The organism is Rhizobium sp. SYY.PMSO, from assembly GCF_046840415.1.
GTDB lineage: Bacteria > Pseudomonadota > Alphaproteobacteria > Rhizobiales > Rhizobiaceae > Rhizobium.
In genome coordinates this window covers 2372594-2384999 of the sequence record NZ_CP177349.1, presented here as the reverse complement: position 1 = coordinate 2384999, position 12406 = coordinate 2372594, and the positions used below count along the sequence as shown (strand labels likewise).

The following is a 12406-nucleotide window of genomic DNA, read 5'->3' as shown; positions in this document are numbered from 1 at the left end:
GTCATTCTTTTTTGAAGTTTTGCCGGCATCCTAGCATGGTTACATTTTGACTGGAAAGCGTCGGAACGTTGACTCGACCAGAGCGTGCCGTTAACCCTCGCTTTATCCGCCTGTAGGAGGTTGGGGAAATTGGTGATACTGAGGGTCATATTTAGAACGGGGATGTTTCATGACGCGGGTTAGCCAGGAAGATATCGATATCGTTAAAGGATCAGGGGTCTTTGACGAAAAATGGTACCTTGAGAAGTACCCGGATGTGCTTCAGCTTCGTATGGACCCCGTTGAGCATTATTTGTGGATTGGCGAGCATATGGGGAGGAAGCCCAACCCACACTTCTGCCCAAAGTCGTATCTCAGCGCGAACGAGGACGTGGCTGCATCAGGCCATCCGGCGTTCCTTCACTATGTGAAGTATGGTCATAACGAGGCGCGAGAAACAACGTCGATAAAGTCTGTCAAAATCAATATACAACAGACGCCAGTACCTACTCCCGCTGCTCTTCCTCCCAAAATTACCGTTCGAGGTCCCGATTCTACCCTGATAAGCTCGTCCGGATTGTTCGATGAAAAGTGGTATATTTCAGAATATGGGAAAGAGGTAGGCGACGAAGATCCAATACTTCACTACTTACGTATAGGAGCCACTTTAGGATTTGATCCAAGTCCCAATTTTTCGACCAGCTTATACTTGGAGATTTACCGTGATGTGCGTGCCGCCCGGAGAAATCCCCTCCTTCATTATATCCAGCACGGCGCGATTGAGGGACGGTCGCCAAAACCTACCGCCCGCCAAAATAACTTAGGCCTCCTTCGTTACTCGCCCGCGGAGGCTGGAACGCCGAAAACCGTACTTGAATTTGATTCTCCTGCGTCGCCGGTGCCGGGAATTGATCGGGAAAAGATAGCCGTCCACGTTCACCTTTATTTTTCCGAAATGGCTGACGAAGTCGCTGGCTATCTTGGTAATATTCGCCATCCATTCACGCTTTTGGTGTCGGTTCAAGAGCAAGAGGATGCTGAGGCTTGGACGACGTTTTTCGTCAGCAGGTTACCGTCTGTAAATGACGTGATCGTTCGAAATTTCCCTAATAGAGGGCGGGATGTTGCATCTTGGGTCGTAGGCTTTTCAGATGTCTTGAGCGATTCAACCCTGTTCGGTCATATCCACACGAAACGTTCGACCCATAACCGCTCACATAACGGTTGGTTCCGCTACCTGTCGCATACTCTCCTTGGTTCCGTTGGCGTCGTGGACGGAATATTCAAAATTTTTACAGAGAATGAGCGAGTAGGTTTCGTTGCGCCCTGCTATTTCTGGACGTTGGCTGATCAGCCGAACTACGGGAAAAATAAGGAGATCGTTGCTAAGCTCTATAAGCGCTTGAGCTCTGATCCACTTCCTGAGCAATGCCCTGACTATCCAGCCGGTTCCTTCTTTTGGGCAAGAACCTCTGCGCTAAAGCCACTTCTGGATCTACGTTTAAAACTAGAGGATTTTGCCGAGGAAGAGGGGCAAAAGGATGGAACGGTGGCGCACGGCATCGAACGAGTTATTGGCTTCTTGCCGGCCCTTACCGACACCGAGTTGCACCTTGTGACCGTTGATGTAGCCTATGATCTCGTTCGTCACTTTGAGAAATATCGCACGAGGGTTGCTCCATCCATACGTGCACCAAAGAAAAATATAAGATTGAGGCAAGAGAAAGTCGCATTGTATTCATGCGTGTCGGGATCTTACGAATCGATAATGCCATTAATAACTAATCCAGGTAAAGTCGATCGGGTTATCTTTACTGACGCCCCTGTTGAGGTGCCTTCTGGGTATATCAATAAGGTAAGTAATTATATTAGCCATATACCTGTTAGGACTGCCCGTTTTGTAAAAACCCATCCTCATGTGTGGTTTTCAGATTACGATTATGCAGTTTGGTCAGATTCGAATGTGCACTTTTTTGGCGACCTCTCCGAATACATCGATGAACTTGAGAACGCGGGAGCTGATTGCGCATTTATTCCTCATCCAGTCCGTGAAACTTATATGGAAGAGGCGAAAACTCTCGCGGAAAAGGGGATTGTTCCTATTGAAGCGGTGGAGCGACAGACCGACCGTTATTCGAAGGATATAAGGGTCGCTAAGTCACGCTTGATAGAAACAAATTTTTTCATTTGCCGACCTAAATCCCCGCGAGTAGCGAAATTTATGTCTCTCTGGTGGGGGGAGATTAACCGATTTACCCACCGAGACCAACTAAGTGTGAACTATGCGATTGAGAATTCCGGATTGAAATGGATTGAGTTGCTTCCATCAGGCCGATCAGTGCGTGAGCACCCAGATTTTATGCTCTTCAGCCATCGGCACCATGATCGTGAGCGCATGATTAGCGTACTTCGGGGATTTTAATATGCTACACGATGTGGTTGTATGCGTTCATAACGGACATGACGATGTTGAAAACTGCTTAGAGAGCCTTATCAGTAATTGGAATAATGGATTACAACGTCTAATAATCGTAGATGACCAGTCCGACGCCGCTATGGTCTCGACACTCAGCAAATTCGCTGAAGGGCGTGACTTTGTAACTATAATCCGGCTCAATGAGCAACATTATTATACGAAGGCTGCAAATAAGGGCTTATCCGAAAGCTCAGCGGACATTTGCACACTTTTGAATAGTGACACAATCGTTACGCAAGGTTGGGACCAGCGGATACGAGCCACCTTTAAGGCCTTTCCTCAAATTGGGATAGTGGGGCCACTTTCTAACGCTGCCAGCACGCAATCTTTGCCATTCGTGAAAAGTTCAGCTAATCAAACTGCGATCAACTCACTTCCCCCGGGCGTCTCCATTGATGAGTTCGCAGCGTTCGTAAGCAAAGAAGCGGCAGGACAAACTTTTCCGTTCGTTCCGCTAGTACATGGGTTTTGTCTTTCTATCAGCAGAAAAGTAATCGAGACTATTGGATATTTCGATGAGGAAAGCTTTCCGCGCGGGTATGGCGAAGAGAATGATTATTGCTTCAGAGCCGAAGACGCTGGTTTTATCCTTGCGATTGCTATAGACACTTTTGTATACCATGTGAAGTCAAAGAGTTATTCAACTCAAGATCGAATAGCGTTTATGAACGCAGGTTCAAAGATGTTTGCGCAAAAACATGGCTCGGAGCGAATCCGGCAGGCAATCCAGTACATGGAAAGTAATCCGCATCTCCAGACAATGCGAAATGCTGTCCTAGCCAAATGGCCTACGCACTATGGCGGTCTGGACGGATGACGCGTCTAGCAGCATAATCGTCTTACACGTTTCTGGATGTGTGCGGCAATCGTTCCGGAGCGGTTGTCGTTTTTTTATTGGAGGCTGGGTATGGCTCAATCGTCGTCAACAGAGGGGGCGGCCAACATTCGAGCAGGCCGTGCCGTAACGTCTTATGCCGATGCGCATGCGGAGATTCTCCATTGGCACCATGGGATGTCATTTGAGATAAACATGGGTGCGGAGGGCGCTCCTGCTAAGCGCATCGACCCGCCGGACACCTACATGGTAAAGTTGCGCAACGTTGTCTGCATCCCTGGACAGGTCTTGCTTTGCGAAGACGGTAGGATCCTGCCAGACAGTTTTCGAAGAAACGATGTGACATCTCCTCACCCACACCTGAAGATACGAGACGATGGCTTTCTCCCCACTCGACATATTGACGATGCGGCGGACATCGCGGAACCAGTTTTCTATTTGGACGGAGAGCAGGCTTCCCACTTCGGCCATTGGACGCTCGAAGTTCTTAGTAGACTTTGGCCATTGGTGCATCATCAATCTCTTACGGAACTTAAGTTCGTTACATCTTCCAAGCTGGTAGAGCATGTCAAAACAGTCTTAACTTCATTAGGCGTTCTTGAACAGAATATAATCTATTTCAACAAACCAATTCGGTGCCGTGAGATTTATATCGCCAGTCAAGGTTATATACTTGATCGATCGGCGTCGGAGGAGGTTTATGACCTATGGCGCAAAATAGGGTCAAAATTTCTAGAGCCGGGTACTCCTGAGAAGATTTATGTGGGCCGCCTGCAATTTAATAAGCAGCGAAATTTAATTAACGAGGATAAGGTCTCGAGTGTATTTAAACGACTAGGTTTCACTGTAATTTCACCTGAAACTTTAAGCGTTAAGGACCAAATTAAAATTTTTGCCGCGGCCAAATGTATCGCTGGCCCCTCGGGATCGAACGTTTACGGGGCAATTTACTCGCAAACTCAAGGTAAAAGACTATTCATGTCTCCTGAAAAATTCGTTCTTCCTAATGACCCGTTGATAGCTCACGCTACCCGCAGTTTGTTAAGAGTGGTGACAGGGCAAGCCGTTCAGAACGGAAGAGGTCCAATGTTCGATGATTGGGAGATTGATATTTCGATCGTAGAAGAAGCGGCCAGCATGATGTTTGGCGGTTAGCCGTTACTTGGTGATACTTTGCTCCCGCGTCTGACGGGAGTGCAGTTATAGATACTCAGTCGGTTTCTCCGTGTAGTCGCGGTTCCGAATGCCACGTTACGAAAGCCACCTTGTTAAGGATCGGAGCTCCGTAGCTCGCCGTTTTATGCAACGGCCAGCTACATTCTGGTCTGCCATTTTCAGAGTTAGAGCAAGTCGGATCCGAGCTACGGTACGAATATGAGAGGCGATGCCGGCGGATCGCAAGCTGCCGGTTGTGCGGAGGTGCATTTGCGAGGCCTATCGCGATTAACACCTTGGGAGAAGTAAATTATTGAGCCAGCGGTCTTTCCTGATTCTCCATCGATGCGGACACTGCGCGAATTGGTGCGAACATTAGCAAGGCCAAGGGGTGGTGAAACGTTAATAGAATTGACAGCAGCAGTGGGTTTGGCCTCAGGCTTAGGCCCGTTGACAACGTTGAGCGTATTTGTTTCGAAGAAGATACGTTTTCGTTTTTCTCCCGAAAACGCGACGTCGATATGCCCCAATGATCCGCTGTTAACATATGGATCGCCGATGGACGGCAGATTAGGCACAGACCCGCCGCCAGCGATAACGGTTTTTTTCTCTGCAGTCGCAATGATAGAATGGTGCCACCCATTTCCGTCTGGCGATGCCAGAAGGATGCTGTTTTTCCCGTCTGGACCATATTTCGTGTAAGCTACAACTGGCGTCCCAGAATTCGTGATTCCCACCCGAGCTGCATTAACCAACCCTTTTCCTTCACCGGTAGCTTCGATCATGTCGCTGTTACCGGGGTCCATCGGCGGCGTGATTGGCTTTCCATTATGGTCTTCCCAATGAATGAAATCACGCGTGCGTGCGTAGGTGATTGCATAGTTGCTGGCCACATCAGAGGTTCGACGCCAGATGGCGGCAATGTGCGCATAACCATCCGTGAAGATCCGGAAGGGACTCGGGTAGGCATTTGTTGGTGAACCATCCCATGTCGATGAAAATATTGGGCCGTTCAGCGTTCGTTTCCACTTTTGGCCTGCACGAACATTTACAACCCACTCGCCATTTCCGCTGTCACCACTCCTGTAGGTAAAATAAAGTTTCCCGTCGGGTCCGTTGATGAAGGTTGGATAGGTGACCCTCTGTTCATCGCGGCCAATCATCGGTGCCAGTGCCATGTCGGCAATGCTATCCGAAGTAGCTGCCGCCCCGTAAACCAGAGGACTGGAGTGCATGTTGCCTGCAACTTGAAGCTGCCCATTGCCGTCAAAAGCAAGCGCGATCATGTTATGGCTGTCCCAGCCGACATAACGGGAGTTTAGTCGAACACGACATACCGTGTTGGACTTGGTATCCAGTTCCGCGACGGTGAGCCATCGATCTGCATCATAATATCCGAAGTAGACGTTCTGCTTTCGGGCAACAGCGTCAAAAATCACGGATGTCCCTGACCAGGCTTTGTCGATCACAATACCATTCTTTCCATTCCCAACAGGAGTGGTAGTGGCAGCCGAGCAATCGGCAGCCATGGAGGAAGTTACAGGCATGATTGCTAAAAGGGCGCTGATGCAGAGAGATTTAATCATTCGGCTCATCCTTTGGTGGATTCTAGGTGCCATAAATTACCGTTAGCATTAGTCGCTAGCGGGAATTACCCCCGAAAAAACACCGTATAGGACTGAAACTCGTCCCGAATGTGGCTCGCGTCAAAGGGCCGCTCTGCTGCGCGTGGCTGAAACGCAAAAGTTGCAGTCATCTGGTTGAGCGGCTTTCCAGCTCCGATATCCTGGAGGAGGCGTCCCGTTAAGCCGCCTTGGGGGCTTGAGTGACAGTCAGTTGAAGCCCGAGCGCCTTCATGACGCCGAGAAGCGTTGAAAGCTTCGGGTCTCCCTTTTCACTGAGGGATTTGTAAAGAGCCTCGCGAGTGATGCCGGCTTCTTTGGCGACGTGGGTCATGCCTTTGGCCTTGGCAATATTGCCGAGAGCAATGGCGATGTCGGTAACGTCACCATCTTCGAAGGCGATCTCAAGGTATGCCTGGATAGCCTCGTCACTGGTCAGAAGCTCGGTCCCTTCCCATGGGGTGGTTTCAATAGCCATTTCAGACCTCCTTTGACATTTCGATGGCGCGCTTGATGTCCCGATCCTGAGAATCCGTATCGCCGCCAGACAGCAAGATGATGAGTTCATTGCCTCGGGAGACGAAATAGACGCGGTAGCCTGGACCATAGTCGATACGTAGTTCACCGATGCCGCTGAAAAATTTGGCGTCACCAAGAAGTCCAAGGCTCAAGCGGTCTATGCGCTTTTGAATCCGCAACTGAGCCAGAATGTCCCTCAGGGATTGAAGCCATTTGAGGAATACGTCGGTCTTGCGAACTTCGATCATGTGTAATCTATAGTTCACAATGGCGTATTATGTCAATAATCAGCTGACTAAATTAGTCCGCAAAAATGCCGAAACGAAAAGATGGTCGCAGGCCCCTATGGAGCGAAGAACGGATCAAGACCTTCAGTCGCGACGGCAAGGATTTGGAGCCATCCTTGTCTCTTGCCGCCGCGGCCACCGACAATTGCTTGGGGTGTTGCCGGTATCATCGCCTAGCGAGTAGCCAAGATTTGATGAGCGCTGTCATGCACATGCGACGCGCGAGTCGCAAGGATTATTCCGTTTCTGAATGTTGCTGAACTTCGTTGAACCAAACCGCGTCGGCGACAGCAAGAACCACCGGCTAGGGTTCCCTGCTGTCGCCTCACCAGCGGCAACTGCTGGTATCGACGCCTAGCGGGTAGTCCAAGCGCTGACGAGCGCTATCGTGCTTAGTAGGTGCCTAAAGTGCAAGGAAAAAGCCCGCTGAACGAGAGCGGGCTTTCTTCATTTCTTCTCTCGTGCTTCGCACCTCGTTGCAACGCAATGCGAATGGGTAGCTTTCTAGCCGCTCCGGAAAAATGCTGTCAACTGCCGTCATCTGTCTAAGTCGCCGCGGGCCATAGTAGTCGTGAAAGCGTTCCGCTGACCCAGCGAACGTACGTCGCAAAGGAACTGGTCTTATGGTAATCGAAGGGGTATGGCCGCCATCGAGGGATCGCTTCCCTTAGTCGATATAAGCGACGGCTTAACCGAAAGCGGCGAAAACCTGTGGCGGCAGGACGTTCAGAACAAAAACAATAAAAATTGCGATTGCGGCTATTCGCGCGCCTAGGTTTACGCTTGAGAGCAACCCAAGGCCGACGGACAGAAAGAAACTGTTCGAATGTTCATATGGCAGGCATAGCAGGAGAATGAAAGATGCAAGCCAGAAGACAAATGCTCTTATCCCGCGCGCGCCAAAGCTCTTGAAAAAATCCCAAACCGCCTGGTCATCTACATCGTCCATGCAACTTTCCCAATGTTGTTAGAAAGAAATGGCCCGATTTGCGTCGGGCCATGTGAGAAGTGCTGTGGGAGCGGGGTTTCCAAGCCCTACCAAACTCCCAACGCCGACTAGCGGCCAAAGGTTCCGGCCAACATTTAGAATTCAGGACATCCAATGAAACCGAAACTCGTCCCGAATGCGGGCCGGGTGCTTAAGCGTTCGCTCAGTCTGCGGATGATCGAGGCTTTCCTCGCGATCACTCTGCTGGAACTGGCGGCGGCGATAGCGCCTGCGTTCGCGGCATATCTTCCGTTCAATCCGATCTGGCTTCTCGGCGCGGCGTCCGTCTGCGGTTCGCTGGCGTGGGCTTTCCGGTTCGTCCTTCAAGCTAAAATCTCAGGAGATCGTGATGCCGATCAGTAAGCTCCGCGCCACGCCGCGGGCAAAGGCCCTCATTGCGTCCATCGTTGCCGCATCAATCGCCGGGTATGTCACGATCTTCCCGGGACAGCCGAAGGTTCATGATGACACGGCCCTGGCAATCAAGACCGCAACGCCATGGGAGGGTAGGGCGCTTGTCGCCTACCTCGATCGCATCGCCAAGCCGCCTGTATGGACAGTCTGTGATGGCGACACGGACGATGTTCGGCCTGGGTTGGTCGAGACGCCGGCCGGCTGCGATCAGCGGACGGCAATGAAGATGGAAAAGCGTTATCGGCCGGCGCTGGTCTCATGCATCGCGAAGTGGGATAGCCAACCATTGTCCTGGCGCGGCATGATGCTTTCTCTGTCATGGAACATCGGGACCGGCGGCGCATGCGGCTCGGCTGCAGCCCGCATCGTCAATGACGCAACACGTCAGGGTAAGCGACCCGACTATCTTGCGAGCTGCAACGCAGCGACGGCCTTCAATAAAGCTGGCGGACGGATGATCATCGGCCTCGCCAAGCGCCGCGAGATGGGGGATGCGTCCCGCGTTGGCGAAGGCGAGCTTTGCGTGAGTGGCCTCTGATGGGCGCGCTATCAAAGAAGCTTCGCGCTGCCGATGGTGGAAGCCTTCTGTTCTGGTGTCCCGGATGTGACGGTGCGCATCGGATTCAAGTCGGTGAAGGACCAGGTCCGCGATGGGGCTTTAACGGCGATCCGGATCGACCGACGTTCACGCCGTCTATCCTCGTCACCTATAACGGCAAGGATGCTGGAATAGATGGCGCTCCGCCGGCGATCTGTCACTCCTTTGTCACGGCCGGCCGCATCCAGTTCCTCAGCGATTGCACGCACGCGCTTGCCGGACAGACGGTTGAAATACCTGATTTTGATGGAGACCTCTGATGTTCGCGAACCTTTCCGACGTCATCAAGATCCCGGCCGCGCTGCTGATCGGCATGGCGATCTCCGCAATCGTGCTGCTCTTCTTCTACGAAGGCCTGCATCTCCCGCTGATCGGTCAGCTGATCAATGGTCGCGTGGCCAATGCCGCAGCGGCGGCACGCGAAGGCTATGTATCACTCGCCGAGAAGACGACGGCCGAAGCCAAGGCCGCGGAGATGGAGCGGCAACGCAATGCCGCGTCGCAAGCCCTCACCGAAGCCGCCAAGCGCCAGGTCGCAGATGAAATCGCACAGCAAGCAAAGGATGCCGAAACCGATGTTGCAATTGCAGACTACGAAAAGAAGCTCGCTGCTGCCAATCGCGAGTGCCTTGCTGATCCCGCTGATGTTGATTTCCTGCTCAAGCACTGAGCGGCTGAAGAGCGCCGCCGCGGAACAGGGCAGGATATCGGCCGGGATCAATCTTCCGGCTCTTCCCGACGATTGTCGGAACCAAGAACCCCATGCCCGCGTAGAGGTAGGGGACGAACTCCGTTCCGTTCTCGTGAAGGAGCGCAGCGCCTTAAATCGCGCCAATGCTCGTGTAGGGCGATGCGCCTCCTTTTATGACGACACCAAGACCAACTTCGAAAGGAGTCCCTGATGTCGAGCTACAAGCCTCTCATCCTGTTCTTCATCACCGCCGGCCTTTTGATCTGCATGATCGGTATTGGCCTTGCTTCCTTGCTGACAGTGACGGTTCCGACATGACGCCACCCGACGACAACTATATCCATCAGCAGATCGGCACGCTCACGGCCAAGGTCGATATGCTGATCGAGGCGACGCGGCGGTCAGAGGAGAAATCCGATGTCAGTAGAGCCTCGATGCATCGACGGATGGACGAGATAGTTGACCGAGTCTCAAAGGTTGAAAACACTTCATCAGCCGTTCAGGATGACGTGAAGGAGATGCGGCCAGTGGTAGACGACGTGAAACGATGGAAGCTGATGGGCCTTGGAGCCCTCGGCATGATCGGGATCGGCGGCATGGCGCTCGGGGTGTCGTTTGCCGATGCCCTGAAGCGGATAGCGGTTGTCTTATTGGGGCGCTAGAAAGTCTTTCCGGCCCCGGTGCTCTTTTCGGCTTTTTGCAACTCGCCCGGCCGCTTCGATCTGGGCACGGTCGTAGACTTCGTCCGTCATCTTGCGACCGGTGTGGCCGGCGACTTTTCCAAGATCGTCCACAGCCGCGGCGCTGGCGCGCCCCTCCGTAATGCCTGATGCCCGAAGATCGCGTGCCCACACATTCGATGGAATTCTTGCTGTGGCGCGATCTTTATCCCAAAGGCGCCTAAACTCACGCGCCTCATAGGGAAGACCAGTTTCTTCCGAGACGATGATCGGACCTCTCCTCCTGTGCTCCGGCCAGTAAGCAAACTCTTCGATCACCATTGGGGCGTCGACAAGCGGATAGAGGACGCGCTTGCCGCTGGTTTCACTGGTTTTGGATGGCGTATAATCGAGTTGCAGATTGTCATCTATGTCATCCCAGCGCAGACCGAACCATTTCGTTCCGGCGGTTGCATTCAGAATGTCGGATACTCCGCCTCTATCCATCGGCCACCATTGGCCGATGACATCCCATAAACGCAGAACTGTTTCGAAAGCAATGGCGTATGCAAGCGCCATCGATGGCCGTCCCGCAGCATGCGCTGCAACCCTGGCGGCGGCGATCTGTTGAGCCGTCATCTTGGTTGTTCTCGCCTTTGGGCCTGGTAATTTCGCCGAGCTCTCGCGAACAATTGCGAGAAGTTCCGCGGCGCCATCACATCTGTTTATAACGCCAAACCAAAGAGCGGCTGCGAACACAGAACGGGCAAAGGATGCGGCGGCAAGATGCTTCCCATTCGACGACCAGAGGCGATGCCACCTGATAATATCAACGCCGTTGATGGCATCGAGACGGAGGGCTCCAATATGACCCTCAAGATTTTTCAGATAGTGATTGTACGGTACGAGGCTTCCAGGTTTTAGTTTTTGATATGGGCTTTCCTCGTGATGCTGATAGATTTTGAGGAGCGATTTGACCGTTCCATTGTAGTTTAGGGCTTCACTCCGATAACCTGTTCGCCAAAGCAGCATCTCTGCTTGGAGAACATCGCATTTCGCCTTTAGCATCGACGGATTGTCTTTTACGGCCCTGAGATTGACGGTCTTCGGCACGTAGCCATTCTTGACGTCAAGTTCGGCAGCGACCCAATATGGTGTTTTTCCATTGGCCCGCTTTATCCATTTCAGGCCCGGCGCCGCGATTTCTTCCATGCTTCTTCATCCTCTTTTCCATTGGGAAGGCCTTTGCCATCTTTGGGCAGGGCGAAATAGTTGTCGTAGAAGAGTTTGATCAAGGGAACAGGCCGGCCGCCATGTAGTGCATCTATTTTAGGGAAGCCGGGGACGCGCTCCAGCGCAGGCAACCGCTCCGTGAGCCACTTCGACGCATCTTTTTTGCCGACCAATGCCTCGGCAATTGCTCGGTCGTTTGCGAAAACAGGTAATGTATCGAGCGGAGACGGTGTCATTTTCCCTCCTTGCCAGCTGTTGGTGCGCTCATGAGCGTGTTCCTTTCGAAGCGTAAAGGGACAACCTCTCTTCGATGCCGGGCACGAGCCCCTCGTTCAGCATTGCCGCTGCCTTGCGTGGATTTCCCATGCAAAGGAGCAGGAGGCTGGCTATCGCCCCCATCTTCGGCTTGAGTGACGGGCGTAGGCACCACATATTCCTCACACCATTGGTCAATGGCCTCTTCCGGTGACGACGCGTCGAACCACAGCACGCGTGAGGGGATGCCTTCTCCTCGGTAGAGGATGGCGGCAACGCCGGCCGCTTCGCACCAGGCGATTTCGAGCCAGTTGTCTGACGGGCCGGTGTTCACCACGCCGTTGAACGTTTCCTCCCCCTTGTAGAAATACTCGAACTTGTTCGACGACTGCAGCCGGAAGATTTCGCGCCGCAGGGCGGGATTTACTTCCTCGTTGGTCTGCCGGCACAGGATCGTAAAATAGCCGTCGAGCAGGTCGACGGTTGGCCATCTGTCGATTGCCTTGAAATAGCTGTCTCGCAGGTACACGATTTCATCCTCCGGATGCGGCGCGCATGGCAGGTTCAGGGGTCAAATTCGGGTTTGATCGAGGCGGCCAACATAAGCAGCCGAAGCCGGCAGCGGGATCGCCATCGCCTCGTGTGTTCTCATTATGTTCTTATCGAGGTAAGAGTCAATATGCCTGATTTTAAGG

Annotated in this window: 15 protein-coding genes; 8 read left to right on the top strand and 7 right to left on the bottom strand. The window is 52.6% G+C overall.

The genetic code is table 11. The features are described from left to right. Window positions 1-169 precede the first annotated feature (169 nt). The 3 genes from ACJJVH_RS11560 to ACJJVH_RS11550 all read left to right on the top strand — a co-directional run bounded on the left by ACJJVH_RS11560 (window position 170) and on the right by ACJJVH_RS11550 (window position 4445). The gene (locus tag ACJJVH_RS11560) at window positions 170-2401 is read left to right on the top strand and encodes a rhamnan synthesis F family protein (RefSeq protein WP_412063963.1); all 2232 of its coding nucleotides are present in this window, start codon (window positions 170-172) and stop codon (window positions 2399-2401) included. Window position 2402: 1 nt separating this feature from the next. Continuing rightward, window positions 2403-3272 carry a glycosyltransferase family 2 protein gene (locus tag ACJJVH_RS11555; RefSeq protein ID WP_412063962.1) on the top strand — a complete coding sequence of 290 codons (870 nt, stop codon included), beginning with the start codon at window positions 2403-2405 and terminating at the stop codon, window positions 3270-3272. A gap of 90 nt (window positions 3273-3362) precedes the next feature. Beyond that, a complete protein-coding gene (locus tag ACJJVH_RS11550; RefSeq protein ID WP_412063961.1) occupies window positions 3363-4445 on the top strand; it encodes a glycosyltransferase family 61 protein in 1083 nt (360 codons plus the stop codon). Window positions 4446-4651: 206 nt separating this feature from the next. On the opposite strand, the gene ACJJVH_RS11545 is transcribed toward ACJJVH_RS11550, so the two are convergent. The 4 genes from ACJJVH_RS11545 to ACJJVH_RS11530 all read right to left on the bottom strand — a co-directional run bounded on the left by ACJJVH_RS11545 (window position 4652) and on the right by ACJJVH_RS11530 (window position 7822). Beyond that, window positions 4652-6031 (bottom strand): BNR repeat-containing protein, encoded by a 1380-nt coding sequence (locus ACJJVH_RS11545; protein WP_412063960.1) that lies wholly within the window; start codon window positions 6029-6031, stop codon window positions 4652-4654. A gap of 217 nt (window positions 6032-6248) precedes the next feature. Beyond that, window positions 6249-6545, bottom strand: coding sequence for an addiction module antidote protein (locus ACJJVH_RS11540; protein WP_113400824.1), 297 nt, complete (start codon window positions 6543-6545; stop codon window positions 6249-6251). A gap of 1 nt (window position 6546) precedes the next feature. Then, complete coding sequence (locus ACJJVH_RS11535) at window positions 6547-6834, bottom strand: type II toxin-antitoxin system RelE/ParE family toxin (protein ID WP_412063959.1); 288 nt, start codon at window positions 6832-6834, stop codon at window positions 6547-6549. 727 nt (window positions 6835-7561) lie between these two features. Then, window positions 7562-7822: a hypothetical protein gene (locus tag ACJJVH_RS11530; RefSeq protein ID WP_412063958.1), complete on the bottom strand. Its 261-nt coding sequence runs from the start codon at window positions 7820-7822 to the stop codon at window positions 7562-7564. 153 nt (window positions 7823-7975) lie between these two features. Here ACJJVH_RS11530 and ACJJVH_RS11525 point away from each other — a divergent pair, with 153 nt between their 5' ends. From ACJJVH_RS11525 to ACJJVH_RS11505, 5 genes are all read left to right on the top strand, one after another. Then, window positions 7976-8224: a hypothetical protein gene (locus ACJJVH_RS11525; protein ID WP_412063957.1), complete on the top strand. Its 249-nt coding sequence runs from the start codon at window positions 7976-7978 to the stop codon at window positions 8222-8224. Beyond that, the gene (locus tag ACJJVH_RS11520; RefSeq protein ID WP_412063956.1) at window positions 8211-8813 is read left to right on the top strand and encodes a glycoside hydrolase family protein; all 603 of its coding nucleotides are present in this window, start codon (window positions 8211-8213) and stop codon (window positions 8811-8813) included. Before ACJJVH_RS11525 ends, ACJJVH_RS11520 begins: the two co-directional genes overlap by 14 nt. Then, window positions 8813-9133, top strand: coding sequence for a DUF6527 family protein (locus tag ACJJVH_RS11515; RefSeq protein WP_412063955.1), 321 nt, complete (start codon window positions 8813-8815; stop codon window positions 9131-9133). Before ACJJVH_RS11520 ends, ACJJVH_RS11515 begins: the two co-directional genes overlap by 1 nt. After that, the gene (locus ACJJVH_RS11510; RefSeq protein ID WP_412063954.1) at window positions 9133-9543 is read left to right on the top strand and encodes a hypothetical protein; all 411 of its coding nucleotides are present in this window, start codon (window positions 9133-9135) and stop codon (window positions 9541-9543) included. Before ACJJVH_RS11515 ends, ACJJVH_RS11510 begins: the two co-directional genes overlap by 1 nt. A gap of 335 nt (window positions 9544-9878) precedes the next feature. Beyond that, window positions 9879-10226, top strand: a complete 348-nt coding sequence (locus ACJJVH_RS11505; RefSeq protein WP_412063953.1) for a DUF1515 family protein — start codon at window positions 9879-9881, stop codon at window positions 10224-10226. On the opposite strand, the gene ACJJVH_RS11500 is transcribed toward ACJJVH_RS11505, so the two are convergent. Genes ACJJVH_RS11500 through ACJJVH_RS11490 form a run of 3 tightly spaced genes read right to left on the bottom strand, consistent with a single transcriptional unit; the run spans window position 10212 to window position 12240 of the window. Continuing rightward, on the bottom strand, window positions 10212-11435 hold the full coding sequence (locus ACJJVH_RS11500; protein ID WP_412063952.1) for an integrase: 1224 nt from the start codon (window positions 11433-11435) through the stop codon (window positions 10212-10214). The genes ACJJVH_RS11505 and ACJJVH_RS11500 overlap by 15 nt on opposite strands. After that, the gene (locus ACJJVH_RS11495) at window positions 11408-11692 is read right to left on the bottom strand and encodes a hypothetical protein (protein ID WP_412063951.1); all 285 of its coding nucleotides are present in this window, start codon (window positions 11690-11692) and stop codon (window positions 11408-11410) included. Before ACJJVH_RS11495 ends, ACJJVH_RS11500 begins: the two co-directional genes overlap by 28 nt. Further along, window positions 11689-12240: a hypothetical protein gene (locus tag ACJJVH_RS11490; RefSeq protein WP_412063950.1), complete on the bottom strand. Its 552-nt coding sequence runs from the start codon at window positions 12238-12240 to the stop codon at window positions 11689-11691. Before ACJJVH_RS11490 ends, ACJJVH_RS11495 begins: the two co-directional genes overlap by 4 nt. Window positions 12241-12406 lie beyond the last annotated feature (166 nt).

Bases quoted from the DNA above. Each gene is read 5' to 3' on its own strand.
- ACJJVH_RS11560 (WP_412063963.1), top strand. From the start codon at position 170: ATGACGCGGGTTAGCCAGGAAGATATCGATATCGTTAAAGGATCAGGG.
- ACJJVH_RS11555 (WP_412063962.1), top strand. From the start codon at position 2,403: ATGCTACACGATGTGGTTGTATGCGTTCATAACGGACATGACGATGTT.
- ACJJVH_RS11550 (WP_412063961.1), top strand. From the start codon at position 3,363: ATGGCTCAATCGTCGTCAACAGAGGGGGCGGCCAACATTCGAGCAGGC.
- ACJJVH_RS11545 (WP_412063960.1), bottom strand. From the start codon at position 6,031: ATGATTAAATCTCTCTGCATCAGCGCCCTTTTAGCAATCATGCCTGTA.
- ACJJVH_RS11540 (WP_113400824.1), bottom strand. From the start codon at position 6,545: ATGGCTATTGAAACCACCCCATGGGAAGGGACCGAGCTTCTGACCAGT.
- ACJJVH_RS11535 (WP_412063959.1), bottom strand. From the start codon at position 6,834: ATGATCGAAGTTCGCAAGACCGACGTATTCCTCAAATGGCTTCAATCC.
- ACJJVH_RS11530 (WP_412063958.1), bottom strand. From the start codon at position 7,822: ATGGACGATGTAGATGACCAGGCGGTTTGGGATTTTTTCAAGAGCTTT.
- ACJJVH_RS11525 (WP_412063957.1), top strand. From the start codon at position 7,976: ATGAAACCGAAACTCGTCCCGAATGCGGGCCGGGTGCTTAAGCGTTCG.
- ACJJVH_RS11520 (WP_412063956.1), top strand. From the start codon at position 8,211: ATGCCGATCAGTAAGCTCCGCGCCACGCCGCGGGCAAAGGCCCTCATT.
- ACJJVH_RS11515 (WP_412063955.1), top strand. From the start codon at position 8,813: ATGGGCGCGCTATCAAAGAAGCTTCGCGCTGCCGATGGTGGAAGCCTT.
- ACJJVH_RS11510 (WP_412063954.1), top strand. From the start codon at position 9,133: ATGTTCGCGAACCTTTCCGACGTCATCAAGATCCCGGCCGCGCTGCTG.
- ACJJVH_RS11505 (WP_412063953.1), top strand. From the start codon at position 9,879: ATGACGCCACCCGACGACAACTATATCCATCAGCAGATCGGCACGCTC.
- ACJJVH_RS11500 (WP_412063952.1), bottom strand. From the start codon at position 11,435: ATGGAAGAAATCGCGGCGCCGGGCCTGAAATGGATAAAGCGGGCCAAT.
- ACJJVH_RS11495 (WP_412063951.1), bottom strand. From the start codon at position 11,692: ATGACACCGTCTCCGCTCGATACATTACCTGTTTTCGCAAACGACCGA.